The sequence below is a fragment of the Sulfuricurvum kujiense DSM 16994 genome (assembly GCF_000183725.1).
Lineage (GTDB): Bacteria > Campylobacterota > Campylobacteria > Campylobacterales > Sulfurimonadaceae > Sulfuricurvum > Sulfuricurvum kujiense.
The window spans coordinates 1,261,109-1,276,690 of the sequence record NC_014762.1 but is presented as its reverse complement, the minus strand read 5'-3'; the positions used below and the strand labels follow the sequence as shown (position 1 = coordinate 1,276,690).

Genomic DNA, 15,582 nt, shown 5'->3' with positions numbered 1-15,582 from the left:
GTATTCCTTATTAGTGTTAAACAAACCAGTTGGCGGCATAATGTTCGTTCAAATCGATACAAAGGGCACCGTTACCGGGCATCGTTTGGAGTATTTTAGTATCGCTTATCAATTCAAACCGCAAATGGAAGAGTCGCATCATTCCGAAATGGGAGCGTGCTATGGCAATTTCGAGCCGCTCATCCATGGCTACGATATCGTTCTCCGCAGCACTAACCGTTTCCAGATCAAATTCAAAATGTTCGCCGCTTTCTTCCAGTATGACCAAAAGTTTCAGACCGCGCCGATTAATCGCAGAGAGGTTCCCCTCGAACGCTACGTATATCGCCTTTTTGTCATGCCCATAGTAGAGGGTATCGATCGGTCCTCGAACCCTGTCCATCGTCGAATAAAGTTTCCTCTCATCCATGCTTCCGCATCCGAGCCATTCAAAAAATGAAGAATATTTACCGTCAATAACAGGGGTAAGCGGAGATTTAGGTTTTACCCAAAACGGGGCTGCGGAACTCATCGAAAGGATAGGCTGAAAAAGATTCGCCGGGGGAGCAATCCCCAGCAGTTCGTAGATAGAAATTAAATGGTTACGAAAGAGCGTGTCAAATTCCACAGCGAAATCGGTGACATGATCGTCACCGTACCACCAAAACCAATCGCTGCATTCCGACGCTAAGAAATGTTCCTCAATTTTTCGTGCCGTTTCGTCTGAAACCGTCCCGCGAAAGTTATCCGCATCCCGGCGCGTTTGATAGATCAGTTCCCATGCACGATTTTTTTGGGGGTGACCTGACCAGGTATCAAACGTTCCGTGAATCCAGCTCCCCGGCTGCAGGCTTTCAAGGTTGGTATGTTTTATACCTTTTGCCATTTCGTCCATTGTTGCTGTTTTGCACCATGAAGCGCCCTCCAGCCGTTTATAGAGTGCCATGAAAAAATTAAATCCGTTGTTCTCATAAAATTCCCAGGCGTTCTCTCCGTCGACAATGACAAAAACAGACGGATCAGTTTGTTCATTTTCGATCGATTTCAAGGTATGGAGAAAATGATCTGCCGCATCGTCCGCAGATTTAAACCGATAGGTAAATCCGATCAGATCACTGAGTGCATGATCTCTAAAAGCGATCGTCACCTCATTAAAACGGTATGTCATGTAAAGATTTTTACGTTCGTCATTGCCGAGCGAATGAAATAAAATCGCTTCGTCCGTCGCAATCCATTTGATCCCGTTCTCACGGTAAAGAGAGAGCGTTTTCGTATCTACCGCCCCCTCAGCCGGCCAAAAACCGCTCGGTTTCTTTTTAAAATGCTTCTCATATAGCTTCATTGAGCGTTCAATATGTTTTTGAGCATCCGCATGCAATGAGAGAGGCCTTTTCGGCAGCGTTGTGTGGGGATTGGCGATGGTGGCATTTTCCATGTCGATCAGCAACGGTAAAATGGGATGATAATAAGGGGTTGTCGATACTGAGATACGCCCCTCTTGCTGCAATGAAGCGTAAAAAGGAATAATCGTTTCAATAAACGCGCACAGCGAATCGAGGAGACGGTGTTTATCATTTTGATTAAATCCGGAGCCTTGCTGCAGCATCCTTTTTACAACCGCATTTTCACTGCGCAGATAATTTCCGCACCACGACAAAATAAAAAGTATTTCCAAATCGATAAGCTCGTTATCGCTGTATTCATTTTTACCGTACAGATATTCATAATGGGGGATCGGCCTGACCATCGTCTCAAACTGACTCGATTTACACAGTTTTATCAGCCATTGACGTGATTGAAAATCGAGACTTGAGGGGTGCTGTTCCCATAAAGAGAGAAAATAATCGTATTTGAGAGGATCGCGGTAAAGTTCCAACTGCTCCATCAATGTCGCGGTCAGATTAAACGTTGCCTTGATGGTCGCAAATTTTGTCAACAGCCACGGCATCTCATAATAATCTTTAATGGCATGCAGAAAAACCCACGGCATGCTCATCACCCCGTCGCTCCCGCGATAATCGGGCTGATGCATATGCCAGAAAAACGAGAGTTGGAGAGTATTCGGTTCCATTATGAACGTATCCATTCCTCAATTTTTGTCTTATAGGTTTCATAAATATGTTCACCCTGTTTCGCTGTTTTGGCTTGAATGTAGAGGTTTAGATGATCGCTGTACTGATCCGGTATCATTAATACCCAGTCATGCTGATCAAGCCAAATTTTGACTCCGTCAAGGGTTGAGGATTTTTTCCCTTTTGAGTCTTCCAGGAACATTCTCATCATTTTTCCTTTGTTCGCCTGTGTACACGGAACCTGGAAAGTGTGATAATAAAACGTCGGAAGCGCTTCGATAAGTTCGGAGAGTTTAACTCTGTGATTGACGATCATCTCCAAAATTTTCAGCGTAGCGTACATCGAATCACGGTGGGTTGCAAATTCGGTAAACGCGAAGTTCCCCTCCCCCGTCGTGACCAAATCGTACCGTTTCATTTGATCGCTTTTAAAATTGGCATATTGCCCGCGTTCAATTTTCAAATGCTCGAATCGGACAAAATCGGCTGCCCAGGTAGGGAGAAATACCCGTTTTTCCACCCCTTTTTCTTTCGCTTCCATGTTCAAAAGAGTGAGAACGACAAACAATGCGGCCTGCTTGCTGAGTACAATCCCTTTATCGCACAATATATCAAGCCGCTGTCCGTGCGGATAGATCATAAATCCCGCATCCAGTTTCAATGCATTGATAACGGCACTCATATCCTCATAGGAGCGTTTCATAAGGGTATTGATATTTTCCAGACGCTGTTCGTCGGGATGTGCGTTGAACATTATATTGTCTACACCCATATCGTTTAAAATATCGGGAAACACTTCGGATGACATCCCGTGCATCACATCGATCGCGACACGGCAATTAAGACACTTGAACATATGCGACTGAAGAAGCTCTTCCATCCCTTTTTTATAGCCGGCATACTCTTTCTCATGATCGGATGGAAAAATTTGGCCGATTCGAGAGTAGTCTACACGACGGAAAGTCTCTTTAAAGAACGCTTTTTCTACCTTTTTTGCCGTATCGTTATTGATTCGAAGCGCTTCGTGATTGTAAAAGGTAATAACGGTACTGGTCGGATCATCGAGCTTTTGGTTAATATGGATACCGGCGGCATACTCATCATGGTACGATAAGCTGCATCTCATGACGGCCGAGGGAATAGCTCTGTAATCGATTACGTCCATCCCTGAGGATAAAAGCCCCCCTAAAAATGCCCGCTTAAGCATCCGTGCGCTTTTAGAACTGTCACGAGATACGAGAACGGTAGAACCTACCGGGAGCTGAGCACCGAATGCTTCGGCCAGTTTGGTCGCCATTTCACAGGAGAGTTCGACATTTGATTTGCCGATAACCAACCCGTTTTCAAATATCGAATTTTTATATTTGCTCCCTAAAATGACACTGCGGCTGACGATAGAGGCTTCTTGAATCATTTTATCCGGCCAGATTGTGACATCCTGTTCGACTACGGCCAATTCGCCGATTTCGCACCCTTCCGCCAAAATCATCCCCGATTTTGCCGTCACATTTTTGCCGATACGGTTGTTATTACAGATGACACATCCGTCGAGCTTTACATTTTTCCCTATCTCAACATCATTCCAAATAACGGTATTGCAGATTTTTGATGACGCTCCGATGGTGACATTGTCTCCGATGACGACATTACTGAGTCTGGCCCCTTTTTTGATCGTAACATTGTTTCCGATTACGACAATACCGACGACTTCGACACTCTCGTCAATGACATTGTCCTCTTCGCGAATCAAAACACCGTCAACGTATTTGATAGCTTCGCCGTCGAGCTTGAATTTTATTTTTCCGCTCAAAATATCGTCATATACATCACGGTAGCTTTCAGGATTGCCTACGTCACGCCAATATCCCTCGGCATATCCCGCCATTAAATCGATCCCTTTGTTCATTAGCATCGGGAATAGATCTTTGGCAAAATCAAAATTTTCATTATTAGGTATGTAATTCAGAATCTCCGGCTCGATAATGTAGATACCGGTATTAATCGTATCGCTGAATACCTCACCCCAACTCGGCTTTTCCAGAAACTTTTGGATAATCCCCTCTTCATTGGCTATGACCACCCCGAACTCGAGCGGATTTTCAACAGAAGTGAGTGTGATGGTCAGTTTGGAATTTTTCGATTTATGATAGTCGAATATTTTTTGAAAATCAAAATCGGTAACTAAGTCTCCGCTGATAATGATAAAATTTTCATTACCGATAAATTCCTGAGCTTTTTTCACGGCACCGGCGGTACCGTAATCATCATCCGGTATTACATAAGTGATGTTGATCCCCCATGCCTTTCCGTCTTTAAAATAATCCTTAATGATCTCAGGTTTAAAATAAAGCAAGACAATAAATTCTTTTATCCCCAAATCACGTAAACTGACGATCGTATGTTCCATCATTGGACGGTTCATTATCGGCAACATCGGTTTAGGAATTGAGTTAGTAAGCGGTTGAATCCGTGTTCCAAATCCGCCTGCCATAATAACAGCTTTCATTTATCTCCTTTATTTTTAAGCCGTATTTATCGCATAAAGATACGATATTCAAAGCTTATTTTTATTCATGCAGATTTAATCATAACATAGAATGAATACAATTTATTACAAAAATATTAAATTTTAGAGACAAACTTTTTTTTATATTTTTTTATTGATAAACATTATTAATGTTACCTATTAGTTACTATAGGGGCTTTATGATTTTGACCGAGTAAGAAATTTTTCTTGCTACACCCGATAAGGAGCGTACCATGACAGTTAATTCTAACTACAGTGCGTATTCGTCTTACAGTTCTTCCGGGGTATCTTCGTCACAGACGTCCAAACCGAATTTTGAAGATATAGCGCAACAAATGTTGAGCTCTATGGACACGGATGGAAACGGTACTGTCGACTCAGCAGAATTCAGTGCGGCTGCACAAGCGCTCGCATCTAATTCAAATAGTTCTAGCGGCAGCTCTAGTTCTAGCAGCACCTCGGCTACAGATATTTTCACTAAGTTGGATTCAAACGGAGACGGCGGTTTAAGTACCGATGAATTCATGGCTGCACTTAAAAATTCAAAACCGCAAAAAGCTCAAGGAGAAGACGGCGGAATGCCTCCGCCGCCACCGGGAGGAATGCCACCGCCACCGCCGAGCGACTCTTCTTCCTCCACAGACAGCACGGACAGCCAAAGTATCGATAAGATTTTTTCCGCTCTGGACACCAATCAGGACGGATCGGTCAGTGCCGATGAACTAGCGGCTCTCTTTGAGAAAAAATCAACCGATAGTTCAAGTACGTCATCACAAACCAGTACTTCCGCTTCGGCACAAACATCTGCTTCTACAACAGAAACAACGACGGAAGACGCATTTAAAACGATGCGTAATGACATGCTTCAAAAAATTCTTTCCTACTACGGCAGCAATGCCTCTGCAAGCAACTCCACTTCTCTTTTAAGTGTCAGTGCATAAACACGCATGCCCTTCGGGGCATGTAGATTCAGTGTTATACATCCAAACCGGCTAAGCCGGTTTAGATGGCAAGGACACAATTGTCCTTTGCAATCCCCTAAAGGTTTTCGCATACATGCGAAAAAATCGACAAAATTCAGTTACTATCTTGTTACCTTTTCATCGATATAATCGATTTATGATACAGGTTTTAATGATTGAAGATGATGATGAACTGGCTCAACTGTTGCGATCACGTCTTTATAAAGACGATATTGATGTCACGGTCGCTTTGACACCGCTGGAAGGGCTGAGCCTGTTTCAGGCACAAACCTTTGATCTGTTGGTGCTCGATCTCTCACTACCCCAAATGGACGGTATGGAAATATGCCGTCTGATCCGTCAAGAGAGCGACATACCGATTATTATCTCTTCGGCACGCTCAGACATTCGCGATAAGATAATGGGATTTTCGCGCGGGGCGGACGACTATCTGCCTAAACCCTATGATCCTCAGGAGCTGATCTTTCGTATCGATGCCATTATGCGGCGCATCCACCCCTCATTGCCCAAAAAACTGTTTCCGTTCGAAGTCAATGAGCAAAAACACGAAATTTCCCGTCACGGCTCGGTTTTGAAGCTTACCCCCGCCGAATACGATATCGTCTCCTATATGATCAAAAAAGATCGTTACGCCATTTCACGAGAAGAGCTGTTGATGAATATCGGTTCGATCAAATACGAAAGCAGTCTCAAAAGTATCGATGTCATTATGGGGCGTATCCGCCAAAAAATAGGCGACGATCCGAAAAATCCCCGTTACATTATTTCCGTTCGCGGCGTAGGGTATAAATTTGTCAATGAATAACCACTCCATCATCCGCCTCATTATTTTATTTTTTCTGCTCATATTTGCTCTGATCAACGGTTTGTTTTGGATAGCACACAACTATTTTGCAAATGAGATGCAAGGGGACAGAATGCGCCGTTTTGCTCTTGCGGAACGTCTGATTCACCACCGAAGCGGAGATTTCGGGACGGAACTCAAACAACTGATGATCGCCCCCTCTTCCCTGTCACCCGATTTCCTCCGAAAAAACGGAATAACGCTTGAAGAATTCCCTTTCGGAAGAGTGATGGAACATAACGGCAAAATCTATTTTCTCAAATCCCCTCCTCCGATGAATCCGTTTGACCGGCCTCCTTTGATGTTTGATCCGTCATTGCCGCCGCCTCCGCCGTTCGATCGGCATGATTTAATGGTTTTGGAAGACCTCAAAGTAACCTCAATATGGCCTATTTGGACTGTATTCATTATGATCGATCTGCTGGTGCTGCTCTTTTTTATCTTTATTCTCAAAAAGCTGACCCCGCTGAACCGTCTTAAAAATGCTATCATGAACTTTAAAGAGGGGGATACCCGTCTGGACGTACCGATAGGCGGGAAGGATGAAATTTCTCAGATTACCCATGAATTCAACCTTGCGTTAGAGAAAATCGCCTCGATGAAAGAGGCGAGAGCGCTGTTTTTACGCAATATCCTTCATGAACTTAAAACACCGATTATGAAAGGGGCTTTGAGCACCGATTGCCTCGAAGAATCAGAGGATCAGAAACGGCTGAAGCGGATTTTTAACCGTATGGATTATCTGCTCAGAGAGTTTTCGACAATGGAGCGTTTCAGCAGCGGAGAGATGACGATCAATCCCCAAGAATACCGTTTTGTCGATATTCTCGACCATACCTGCGATATTCTGATGTGCGAGAAAAAAAACATTGTGATCAAAGGGGAAGATTCCGCCCTCATTATCAACGTCGATTTTGAGCTTTTCGCCATCGCACTGAAAAACCTTCTCGATAACGCGTTTAAATACTCCGATACGAAACCCACCCTTTTCATATTGCAACACGCTATTGAAATCTGCAGCCTCGGAGAGCCTCTTCCCGAAGAGAACCGAACTTTTACCAAACCCTTTAACCGTACCTATGAGAGTTCCATGACCGGTCTAGGGTTAGGGCTTTATATCACCAATGCCATCTTGCACAAACACGGATACAGACTCGAATATCATTACGATACGGGATTGAACTGTTTTAGAATTGTTTTGTAAATGTACTAAAACAGATAGTCGGCGATAATGCGGACATTTGTCTCATCGTACGCTTTGGCTTTATACAGCTCTGTACTGCCGCTGTCGTAATCGATCCGAGCGAGTCGTGTGCGCAGCCGAAACGATTTAGAAGGTTGATAAGTCGCATCGATGTTGTATTCGTTTGAATCGGGTCGGGGGTTGAGGGTAAGCGACGCGGGGTTAGACTGTATAGCGTCGTTTTGATCGATGTGCATGGTTTTGGCAGAAATCTCGAAATCCGATGAGGGGCGGTAGGTCAGGATACTTCCGTAGGCTTGTGCCCCGCCGTTTTCGCTCTCCCCGTCGATTTGCAGATCGGTGTAGGTAATAAACCCTCCCCACCCCATTTTCTCATAGCGTCCGCCGCTCCCTTGCAGGCTTTGATCGCCGATGCGGGTATACAGAGCGCTCAGACTCCACAGCCCTTTGGACACGGTGCCCCGGATTCCTAGCAGATAGGTATCCATCTCCCCCGCCGCATGCAAACCGATACTCTTTTCATTCAAATACTGAACGGCGCCCGAGAGGGTTGTCCCCTCGGATGATTTCCAGATCGCATTATCGATAATCTGCAGATACGGGGCGTTCATCACGTCACGCACATAGGTGTCGTAAAGTTCAAATTTTAGCGAAGGCTCAGGAGTGTAGACCGCTCCGACAACGGTGATATCGCGGTCAATTCCGAGGGTATAGGTCGGAGAGACAAACGTATCGGAGCCTTTATACTTCCACCCCGTGATGTAGGCGGCTTTGAGAACCGTATGCTGCAGCGAACGGTTCTCGCCGTACAGCGCTTCAAAACTGTTGGGGAGCATACGGTTGTAATAGTCATTCGTCAAAGGAAGATCAAGACGCTGCCGCCCGATCTTGATCGACGTCTCACTCGCTTTGTACTGCAGATACGCTTCGCAGAGGGTGTTGATGGAGCTTCCGTCGAGATTGAGGTTGTGGGTCTGCCCCGATTCGGGCATGTGCGTCAGCGACGTGATACCGTTGCTCGAAAAAAACGATACTCCGCCACTCAGTCCCGCGAACGGCGCCGTTTGATAGGAAAGTATCCCCCCCACGGTCAGTGCCGTACGATCGATCCGCAGTTCCCGCTGTCCGTCATACCAGAAGGCTCGGAGCTGACCGCTCACTTTACCCTCTTTGAAGATATCCTCAAGGTTTTCTGCACTGCACGAGGTGCTGATTATTGCCGACATCATCAAAATACCGCCGAGTCCTATAAATCGTTGTGCAGTGTATTTTGATGAAACCATTTCGACCCTTGCTATAAAAAAGTTTGCTATTTTACTGAATAATTACTTCTTATACCAACCTGCTCAACACAACAGATCAGTTCGGAAGGTCATTCAAATCTGCTATAATCACTGCAATTATTTTATGTTACGGAGTATGAATGTCTTACGTTAGCATCATTATGGAATATCCTCGATGCACGTAATAAATTTCAAAGCTTATTTTCGTAATAATTCTCTCAACATACTCCCCCCACCTCTTCACAATGTGCAAACGGGGAAGTGCTTATGACTTCTTACAACAAACCTCACCTTTCGTATCAAAATCAAATCGATCTTCTCAAAAATCGCGGACTTATTATCCATGATGAAGCTTATGCCATTACTAAACTCAAACACATCAGTTATTTTCGGCTCAGTGCTTATTTCCTGCCGTTTCAATCGGCAAAAGACACTTTTGACCACGGCATTACGTTCGAGCAGATCATCGACCTCTACCATTTCGATAAAGAGCTACGACTTTTAACATTTGGCGCTATTGAAAAAATCGAAATATTTTTACGCACTTCCCTCGCCTACATTCTCTCGAAACACACCAAGGCTTTCGGCTATACCCAAGAAGAAAACTTTTGTGCCAGAGACGGGGATTTTGCATGGCTCAAAGACGACATAGCAAAAGAGACGGGACGTTCAAAAGAAACGTTTATCAAACATTTCAGAGACAACTATTGCGATAGTGATTTACCCATTTGGATGGTCGTTGAGATCATCTCATTCGGTACACTTTCAAAACTTTACTCTATGCTTTGTCCCCCTATCGAAAAAGAGATTTTAGACGGAATCGGGTTGCCCTCTTTTGTCTTTAAAAACTGGCTTCATGTCTTTTCGTACGTGCGCAACCTCTCCGCCCATCATAGCCGTTTATGGAACCGTCAATTCGTTATCAAAACCAAAATACCGAAGCATAAAAAAGAGTTTACGGGGATGGTCAACGACAAATACTATACGTTTGCCGTGATGACCCATCATGTACTTCGTTCGATTCATGACACGTTTGATATGAAATCGGAGCTATTAAACCTTTTTGCCAAGTATCCTGATATAGATTTGGAACAGATGGGATTTGTTGATGGTTGGGGAGGGATTGCGGTGTGGAAATGAATCTAAACCAAGGAATCAATAAATGAAAATTAGCATTATTATTTTAACCGTATTCGTACTTATACATTACTTCTTTTTTCTTTTTGGCGGTTCAATTACGCCAGAAGGTATCAATACAAATTTTTATATGGATCACAATCTGACACTTGAAAAGAAAGGAGTCTTTGGTGACTTCACATCAGGACATTTTAGTATCTTAGCTTTTATATGGCTTGCATACGGAATTTTTATTCAGAGCCGAGAATTCAAGCTCCAAAGAGAAGAATTTGAAAATCAAACGGAGCAGTTCAAAGAACAAAACAAACTTTATTCCCAGCAAATGAAAGAACTCGAAATTCAATCTATTCAAAATCAATTTGATCGAAAAATTTCAAAATTAACTGCATTAGAAAAAACAATTGCAAATCAAGCACTCGTTAATAATGATATTTATGTTTTCATAAACGCATGCCAAAATAATATAAGTATGTATCAAAAACTTGAAAAAATTAAAAGTATTGAAAAGTACATCCAACTTTATGATAATATATATGAATATACTCGAATTAATGCAAATATTATTAATTTAACTGATGAAATCATCATATTAAAAAAAGATATTTATGACGGCTTGAAAATATCATTTTTATTTCTATTAATATATCTTTACAATGAAGAAAAAAACAATAATCATACTAAACTTCATCAATCAAGTATTCAGGAGTTAGTAAAATTAAAAATATATCAAGACATATCCAATCTTTTTACTAAAAATATTCACTTGGATGCGAATAAAGCAATCAATCTTTTAACAGATGAATTGATAAACTTAGATCAGATCAATATATTTGAAAAATATTAAATGAGTCCTACCAACGCTACCAATAATACCGGCGGGGTAATCACCAATCCCACTTTCATGTATTCGCCCCAACCGATCTTGACCCCTTTTTGCGCCAAAACGTGAAGCCACAATAGTGTCGCGAGCGATCCGATCGGGGTCATTTTCGGTCCGAGGTTACAGCCGAGGATATTGGCATATGCCAGTGCTTGATTTCCCGCTTCGGCGATCGCGATATCCATCACCATAATGGTCGGCATATTATTCATGACCGAACTGAGGATGGCGGAGAGGAAGCCCGTTCCTATCACGGCATAGACATTCCCCATGCTTTGCAACTCGGTGATCACCCCAGCGAGATAGGTGGTCAATCCCCCGTTTTTAAGACCGTAGACGACGACGTAGAGGCCGATACTGAACCACACCACCTGCCACGGGGCAGCCTTGATCGTCATAATCGGCTTCGTAGCTTTAAAATAGGTTGCAATAGCTAAAAAGACGAGTGCACCGCCGAGGGCAAATACCGACACGGGGAGATGATACGCATCCCCGATGAAATACCCCGCCATCAGCAGAGCCAAAAACCACCAGCTCAGCCGAAACATCGTCATATTTTTGATCGCGGATTCGGGTGTAGCCAACTGTGTGATATCGATGAAAGTGGGAATATCTTTGCGAAAATAAATCCATAATACCGCAATAGAGGCGACGATACTGAGGAGATTCGGCAAGAACATCGTTTTGGCATACTCCCAAAACCCGATCCCAAAATACCCCGCCGTCACGATATTGGTCAGGTTCGAGATTACGAGCGGATTGGAAGCGCTGTCGCCGATAAATCCCCCCGCCATCAAAAAGGCGAAAACCGCGATCGGGTTCATTTTGAGGTGCTTCATTTTGGCGAGTACGATCGGGGTTAGGATCAGTGCTGCGCCGTCGTTGGCAAACAGTGCCGATACGAGTGCGCCGAGGATGAGGATATAGACGAACATCAGATGACCGTTTCCGCCGGATAGGCGCGCCATCTTGAGCGCCGCCCACTCGAAAAACCCGATCTCATCGAGTACCATCGAGAGTAAAATAATCCCGATAAACGCCAGCGTCGCATCCCATACGATGGAAGTGACCGTCCAGACATCGGTAATACTGACAACCCCCAACACCACGGCTGCAACAGCTCCGATAACAGCCGTAGTACCGATTTGCAGTCCGCGCGGCTGCCATATGACAAAAACGAGCGTCACTAAAAAAAGAGAAACAGCTAAAATCATAAGACATTCTCATCAAGCGGATTGGCAATAAATGCCTTTACTTTTTCTTCGATTGTATCACGGACAGCACGAACCTGCTGCATGATCTCCTCATCGCTTCCGGTAAATGTTGAAGGATCGGGAAAACTCCACATAATGATCCGGCTTATTCCGGGAAATATTGGGCAGCGCTGCGCCGCTTCCGCATCACAAACCGTAATAACGTGACTGTAGGTTCGCCCCTCTTTGTAAAGATTAAATACACCTTTCGTTTCATTAGCTGATATATCTATTCCTTTTTCGCTCATTGCCTGAACAACATAGGAATTGAGTTTACCGGGTTCTATCCCTGCACTTTCGGCACAATCGGTATTTGCCGCATATTGATTGAAAAAAGCTTCTGCCATTTGACTTCGAGCACTGTTATGAACACAGACGAATAATACTTTCAACATGGTATACCTTTTATTTTAATGACAACACTATAGCTAAAAGCAGATATTAAATCAATATATCTTGATATATGATTTCATTTATGTTACAATGCTGTAAAATGGAGGTGACAATGGATATCTTCTTAGAAACCGTATCGGCGCTAAACGATGAAACACGCGTGAAGCTCCTCGCTTTTTTGGATACGCACGGAGCACTGTGCGTCTGTGATATGCAGGAGAGTTTCGGGATGATCCAATCACGCCTCTCCCGTCATCTCAAAATCCTGAAAGACGGCGGCTTTTTACGGGTGGATCGGTGCGGCACGTGGGCCTATTATTCTATCCGTTCTCCGCTGGATCGTTTCCGCAGCGAAGCGTTAGCGGAAATCCGCTGTCTAAATCTCGATTTGCCTCCCTTGAAAAAATTATCCCAAAACGAAGGTTGTACCCTATGAAAAATGTTCTTATCCTCTGCACCGGCAACAGCTGCCGCTCAATCATGGCCGAAGCGCTGATCAATGCTAAAATGGGCGATTGCGTGTATGCGCAAAGCTCGGGCGTCAAAGCAAGCGGCAAAGTCAATCCGAACGCTCAGTCTCTGCTGGAAGAAAAAGGGTATTGGAAAGATGTGTACCACTCCAAAGTGATCGATACCGTGATCGATACTCCGTTCGATCTCGTTGTCACCGTCTGCGACCATGCCCATGAAACCTGCCCGATGTTCCCCAAAGCGGTCAAAACGATCCATGTCGCTTTCGAAGACCCGAGTGGTAAGGCGGTTGAAGAGTACGCAAAAACACTCGATCTGATAGAAAAAGAGTTGCTTCCTATCGTCAAATCCGAGTTGTGTGACTGATCATGTGGCAGGAATTCAGCGGCAAAATCGTCCTCGATTGGCTCGGGTTTTCCGGACGGTTGGGTGATGCTTTGCACTTTTTTCTCTACGATACGATCAAAATCTGGTTTTTACTCCTCTCCATCATCTTTGCCGTTTCGTTTTTGCGTACCTGGTTCAACACCGAGAAAGTACGTGCCTATCTGGCGGGCAAACGCGAGTTTACCGGCAATATCCTCGCCGCCCTCTTTGGGATCATCACCCCGTTTTGTACCTGCTCGGCAATCCCCCTCTTTCTGGGATTTTTGCAGGCGCGTATCCCCATCGGCGTGACGTTCAGTTTCCTCATCAGCGCCCCGCTGAACAACGAAATCGCGATCGCCATGCTCTTTAGCCTCTTCGGGTGGAAAATTACCGCTATCTACATCGGATTCGGTCTCTTTATCGCCATTTTGGGTGGATGGATCATCGGTCGTTTCAACGTCGAGAAATACGTTCTGATCACGGTGCCGCCACTCTCGGGCGATATCGAGCTGCCGACCTATAAACCGCCGTTTAAAGAACGGGTGAACGAGGCATGGAGCAATACGCGCGACATATTCGCCAAAATCTATCTGTGGGTAATGGTCGGGGTCGGTGTGGGGGCGTGGTTTCACGGCTATGTCCCTGCCGAATTTATCGCAACGTATGCCGGCGGAGATGCATGGTATACCGTGCCCGTCGCCGTATTGATGGGGATACCGATGTACGCCTCCGCGGCGGGGGTGATGCCGCTGGTCGAAGTGCTGACCCAAAAAGGGATGCTGTTAGGCTCGGCACTGTCGTTTATGATGGCGGTCACCGCCCTGAGCCTCCCTGAGGCGATCATCCTCAAACAGATTCTCCATATCCGCTTGATTGCCCTCTTTTTTGCCATCATCGGAGCGGGTATAATGGGTATCGGCTTTATCTTTAACACCATTTTATAGGATTTAATATGAATATTAATATCAGCAACCAAAAAGACGGAGTCAAAGCTATTCTTTCAGGATTTAAAACAGATGAACTCAATGCAAAGATCGAGTTATGCAAGAACGGTGAATGTGCCTGCAGCTGTGATCCTGACATGATGCAAAAAATCAAATCGATTGATGTCACAGGTCAAGACGGTTTTGCTACAATAACCATCACGGGCGATGTTGACGCTCAAACCCTTGCACCGATGATGCAGAAATGTTTACTAGGAGAAAAACAATGAAGATTGAAATACTCGGCACCGGATGTGCCAAATGCAACGAACTGGAGATGAAAGTAAAACAGGCGGTTGCACAAAGCGGCAAATTCGTCCAAATCGAAAAAGTCTCTGATCTCCAAAAAATCATGGGCTACGGCGTCATGAGTACACCCGGTCTGGTCATTGACGGTATCGTCAAATCGACGGGACGCGTTTTAAGTGTAGAGGAAATATCAGCATTTCTAGGATAAGCTATAATTGTGACAACTAAATTATCCCTATCAGGTTCATAAATGATCTATTCCATAGCCGCTATCGTATCAGGTGCAGGAATCGGTGCGCTGCTGCGATGGTTTTTAGGACTTAAATTCAATTCGCTCTATCCCGCCGTTCCGCTCGGAACGCTCAGTGCCAATATTTTAGGCGGCTATCTGATCGGTATCGCTATCGCTTTTTTTGCAACCAATACCTCGCTTTCGCCTGAATGGAAGCTCTTTATCATCACCGGATTTTTAGGGGGATTGACCACCTTTAGCACCTTCAGCGCCGAAATCGTCACCGCTATTCAAGAGGGGCGATTAACCCATGCCGCGACGGGAGTCATTTTACACGTCGGCGGATCGCTGATCATGACCTTTTTAGGGATCGCCAGCATGCTCTATCTTCAAAATAAGGGGACACTATGAAAACAGGATTTCAACTCACTTTTTATACCCTTCGAAGCCGCCGTCATAACGGTGCGAGTATCGCTGATTGGCTCGAAGAGATCGCTCAGAAAGCCGGTATCAGCGGCGTAACCGTGACGAATGCTTCCAAAGGGCTCGGACATGACGGAAAATGGCATTCTGCCTCATTTTTCGAGCTGACCGATCAGCCGCTTGAGATCATCATGATTGCCGATGCGGAAGCATGCGATCGTCTTTTCACCTTTTTGGAAACGGAAAAACCCAATCTTTTTTATACCAAAACCGCCATCGAATACGGAACGATCTAATCCC

At 44.7% G+C, this 15,582-nt stretch carries 17 protein-coding genes; 12 read left to right on the top strand and 5 right to left on the bottom strand.

The genetic code is table 11. From position 1 onward, the window contains the following. Positions 1-16 precede the first annotated feature (16 nt). Both SULKU_RS06380 and SULKU_RS06375 read right to left on the bottom strand, forming a co-directional pair. Positions 17-2,065 carry a glycoside hydrolase family 57 protein gene (locus tag SULKU_RS06380; protein WP_245535163.1) on the bottom strand — a complete coding sequence of 683 codons (2,049 nt, stop codon included), beginning with the start codon at positions 2,063-2,065 and terminating at the stop codon, positions 17-19. Next, on the bottom strand, positions 2,050-4,557 hold the full coding sequence (locus SULKU_RS06375; RefSeq protein ID WP_013460123.1) for a sugar phosphate nucleotidyltransferase: 2,508 nt from the start codon (positions 4,555-4,557) through the stop codon (positions 2,050-2,052). The genes SULKU_RS06380 and SULKU_RS06375 overlap by 16 nt, the downstream gene beginning before the upstream one ends. A gap of 254 nt (positions 4,558-4,811) precedes the next feature. Between SULKU_RS06375 and SULKU_RS06370 the strand changes: the two genes are divergently transcribed. The 3 genes from SULKU_RS06370 to SULKU_RS06360 all read left to right on the top strand — a co-directional run bounded on the left by SULKU_RS06370 (position 4,812) and on the right by SULKU_RS06360 (position 7,609). Then, on the top strand, positions 4,812-5,519 hold the full coding sequence (locus tag SULKU_RS06370; RefSeq protein ID WP_013460122.1) for an EF-hand domain-containing protein: 708 nt from the start codon (positions 4,812-4,814) through the stop codon (positions 5,517-5,519). A 178-nt stretch (positions 5,520-5,697) separates the two neighbouring features. Beyond that, the gene (locus SULKU_RS06365; RefSeq protein WP_041666988.1) at positions 5,698-6,366 is read left to right on the top strand and encodes a response regulator transcription factor; all 669 of its coding nucleotides are present in this window, start codon (positions 5,698-5,700) and stop codon (positions 6,364-6,366) included. Continuing rightward, the gene (locus SULKU_RS06360) at positions 6,359-7,609 is read left to right on the top strand and encodes an ArsS family sensor histidine kinase (protein ID WP_013460120.1); all 1,251 of its coding nucleotides are present in this window, start codon (positions 6,359-6,361) and stop codon (positions 7,607-7,609) included. Before SULKU_RS06365 ends, SULKU_RS06360 begins: the two co-directional genes overlap by 8 nt. Positions 7,610-7,614: 5 nt before the next feature. Here SULKU_RS06360 and SULKU_RS06355 read toward each other — a convergent pair whose 3' ends face one another. Further along, positions 7,615-8,892 (bottom strand): OprD family outer membrane porin, encoded by a 1,278-nt coding sequence (locus tag SULKU_RS06355; protein ID WP_013460119.1) that lies wholly within the window; start codon positions 8,890-8,892, stop codon positions 7,615-7,617. Between the two features lie 267 nt (positions 8,893-9,159). On the opposite strand from SULKU_RS06355, the gene SULKU_RS06350 reads away from it, so the two are divergent. Together SULKU_RS06350 and SULKU_RS06345 are read left to right on the top strand one after the other, a co-directional pair. Further along, positions 9,160-10,032 carry an Abi family protein gene (locus SULKU_RS06350; protein ID WP_013460118.1) on the top strand — a complete coding sequence of 291 codons (873 nt, stop codon included), beginning with the start codon at positions 9,160-9,162 and terminating at the stop codon, positions 10,030-10,032. A gap of 22 nt (positions 10,033-10,054) precedes the next feature. Beyond that, positions 10,055-10,873, top strand: a complete 819-nt coding sequence (locus SULKU_RS06345) for a hypothetical protein (protein ID WP_013460117.1) — start codon at positions 10,055-10,057, stop codon at positions 10,871-10,873. On the opposite strand, the gene SULKU_RS06340 is transcribed toward SULKU_RS06345, so the two are convergent. Then, positions 10,870-12,123, bottom strand: a complete 1,254-nt coding sequence (locus SULKU_RS06340; protein WP_013460116.1) for an arsenic transporter — start codon at positions 12,121-12,123, stop codon at positions 10,870-10,872. The two genes, SULKU_RS06345 and SULKU_RS06340, sit on opposite strands and share 4 nt — an antisense overlap. Beyond that, a complete protein-coding gene (locus SULKU_RS06335; protein WP_013460115.1) occupies positions 12,120-12,557 on the bottom strand; it encodes an arsenate reductase ArsC in 438 nt (145 codons plus the stop codon). The genes SULKU_RS06340 and SULKU_RS06335 overlap by 4 nt, the downstream gene beginning before the upstream one ends. Positions 12,558-12,667: 110 nt before the next feature. Here SULKU_RS06335 and SULKU_RS06330 point away from each other — a divergent pair, with 110 nt between their 5' ends. The 7 genes from SULKU_RS06330 to SULKU_RS06300 are packed head-to-tail and all read left to right on the top strand — an operon-like array spanning position 12,668 to position 15,578. After that, positions 12,668-12,991 carry an ArsR/SmtB family transcription factor gene (locus SULKU_RS06330; RefSeq protein WP_013460114.1) on the top strand — a complete coding sequence of 108 codons (324 nt, stop codon included), beginning with the start codon at positions 12,668-12,670 and terminating at the stop codon, positions 12,989-12,991. Further along, positions 12,988-13,392 carry an arsenate reductase ArsC gene (locus SULKU_RS06325; protein WP_013460113.1) on the top strand — a complete coding sequence of 135 codons (405 nt, stop codon included), beginning with the start codon at positions 12,988-12,990 and terminating at the stop codon, positions 13,390-13,392. Before SULKU_RS06330 ends, SULKU_RS06325 begins: the two co-directional genes overlap by 4 nt. 2 nt (positions 13,393-13,394) lie before the next feature. Further along, on the top strand, positions 13,395-14,339 hold the full coding sequence (locus SULKU_RS06320) for a permease (protein ID WP_013460112.1): 945 nt from the start codon (positions 13,395-13,397) through the stop codon (positions 14,337-14,339). An 8-nt stretch (positions 14,340-14,347) separates the two neighbouring features. Further along, entirely contained in the window at positions 14,348-14,608 is a 261-nt protein-coding gene (locus SULKU_RS06315; protein WP_013460111.1) for a hypothetical protein, read from the top strand. Next, positions 14,605-14,835 carry a thioredoxin family protein gene (locus SULKU_RS06310; protein WP_013460110.1) on the top strand — a complete coding sequence of 77 codons (231 nt, stop codon included), beginning with the start codon at positions 14,605-14,607 and terminating at the stop codon, positions 14,833-14,835. The genes SULKU_RS06315 and SULKU_RS06310 overlap by 4 nt, the downstream gene beginning before the upstream one ends. 42 nt (positions 14,836-14,877) lie before the next feature. After that, positions 14,878-15,270: a fluoride efflux transporter CrcB gene (gene crcB, locus SULKU_RS06305; RefSeq protein WP_013460109.1), complete on the top strand. Its 393-nt coding sequence runs from the start codon at positions 14,878-14,880 to the stop codon at positions 15,268-15,270. Then, positions 15,267-15,578, top strand: a complete 312-nt coding sequence (locus SULKU_RS06300; protein WP_013460108.1) for a DUF190 domain-containing protein — start codon at positions 15,267-15,269, stop codon at positions 15,576-15,578. Before crcB ends, SULKU_RS06300 begins: the two co-directional genes overlap by 4 nt. The last annotated feature ends 4 nt before the right edge of the window (positions 15,579-15,582 follow it).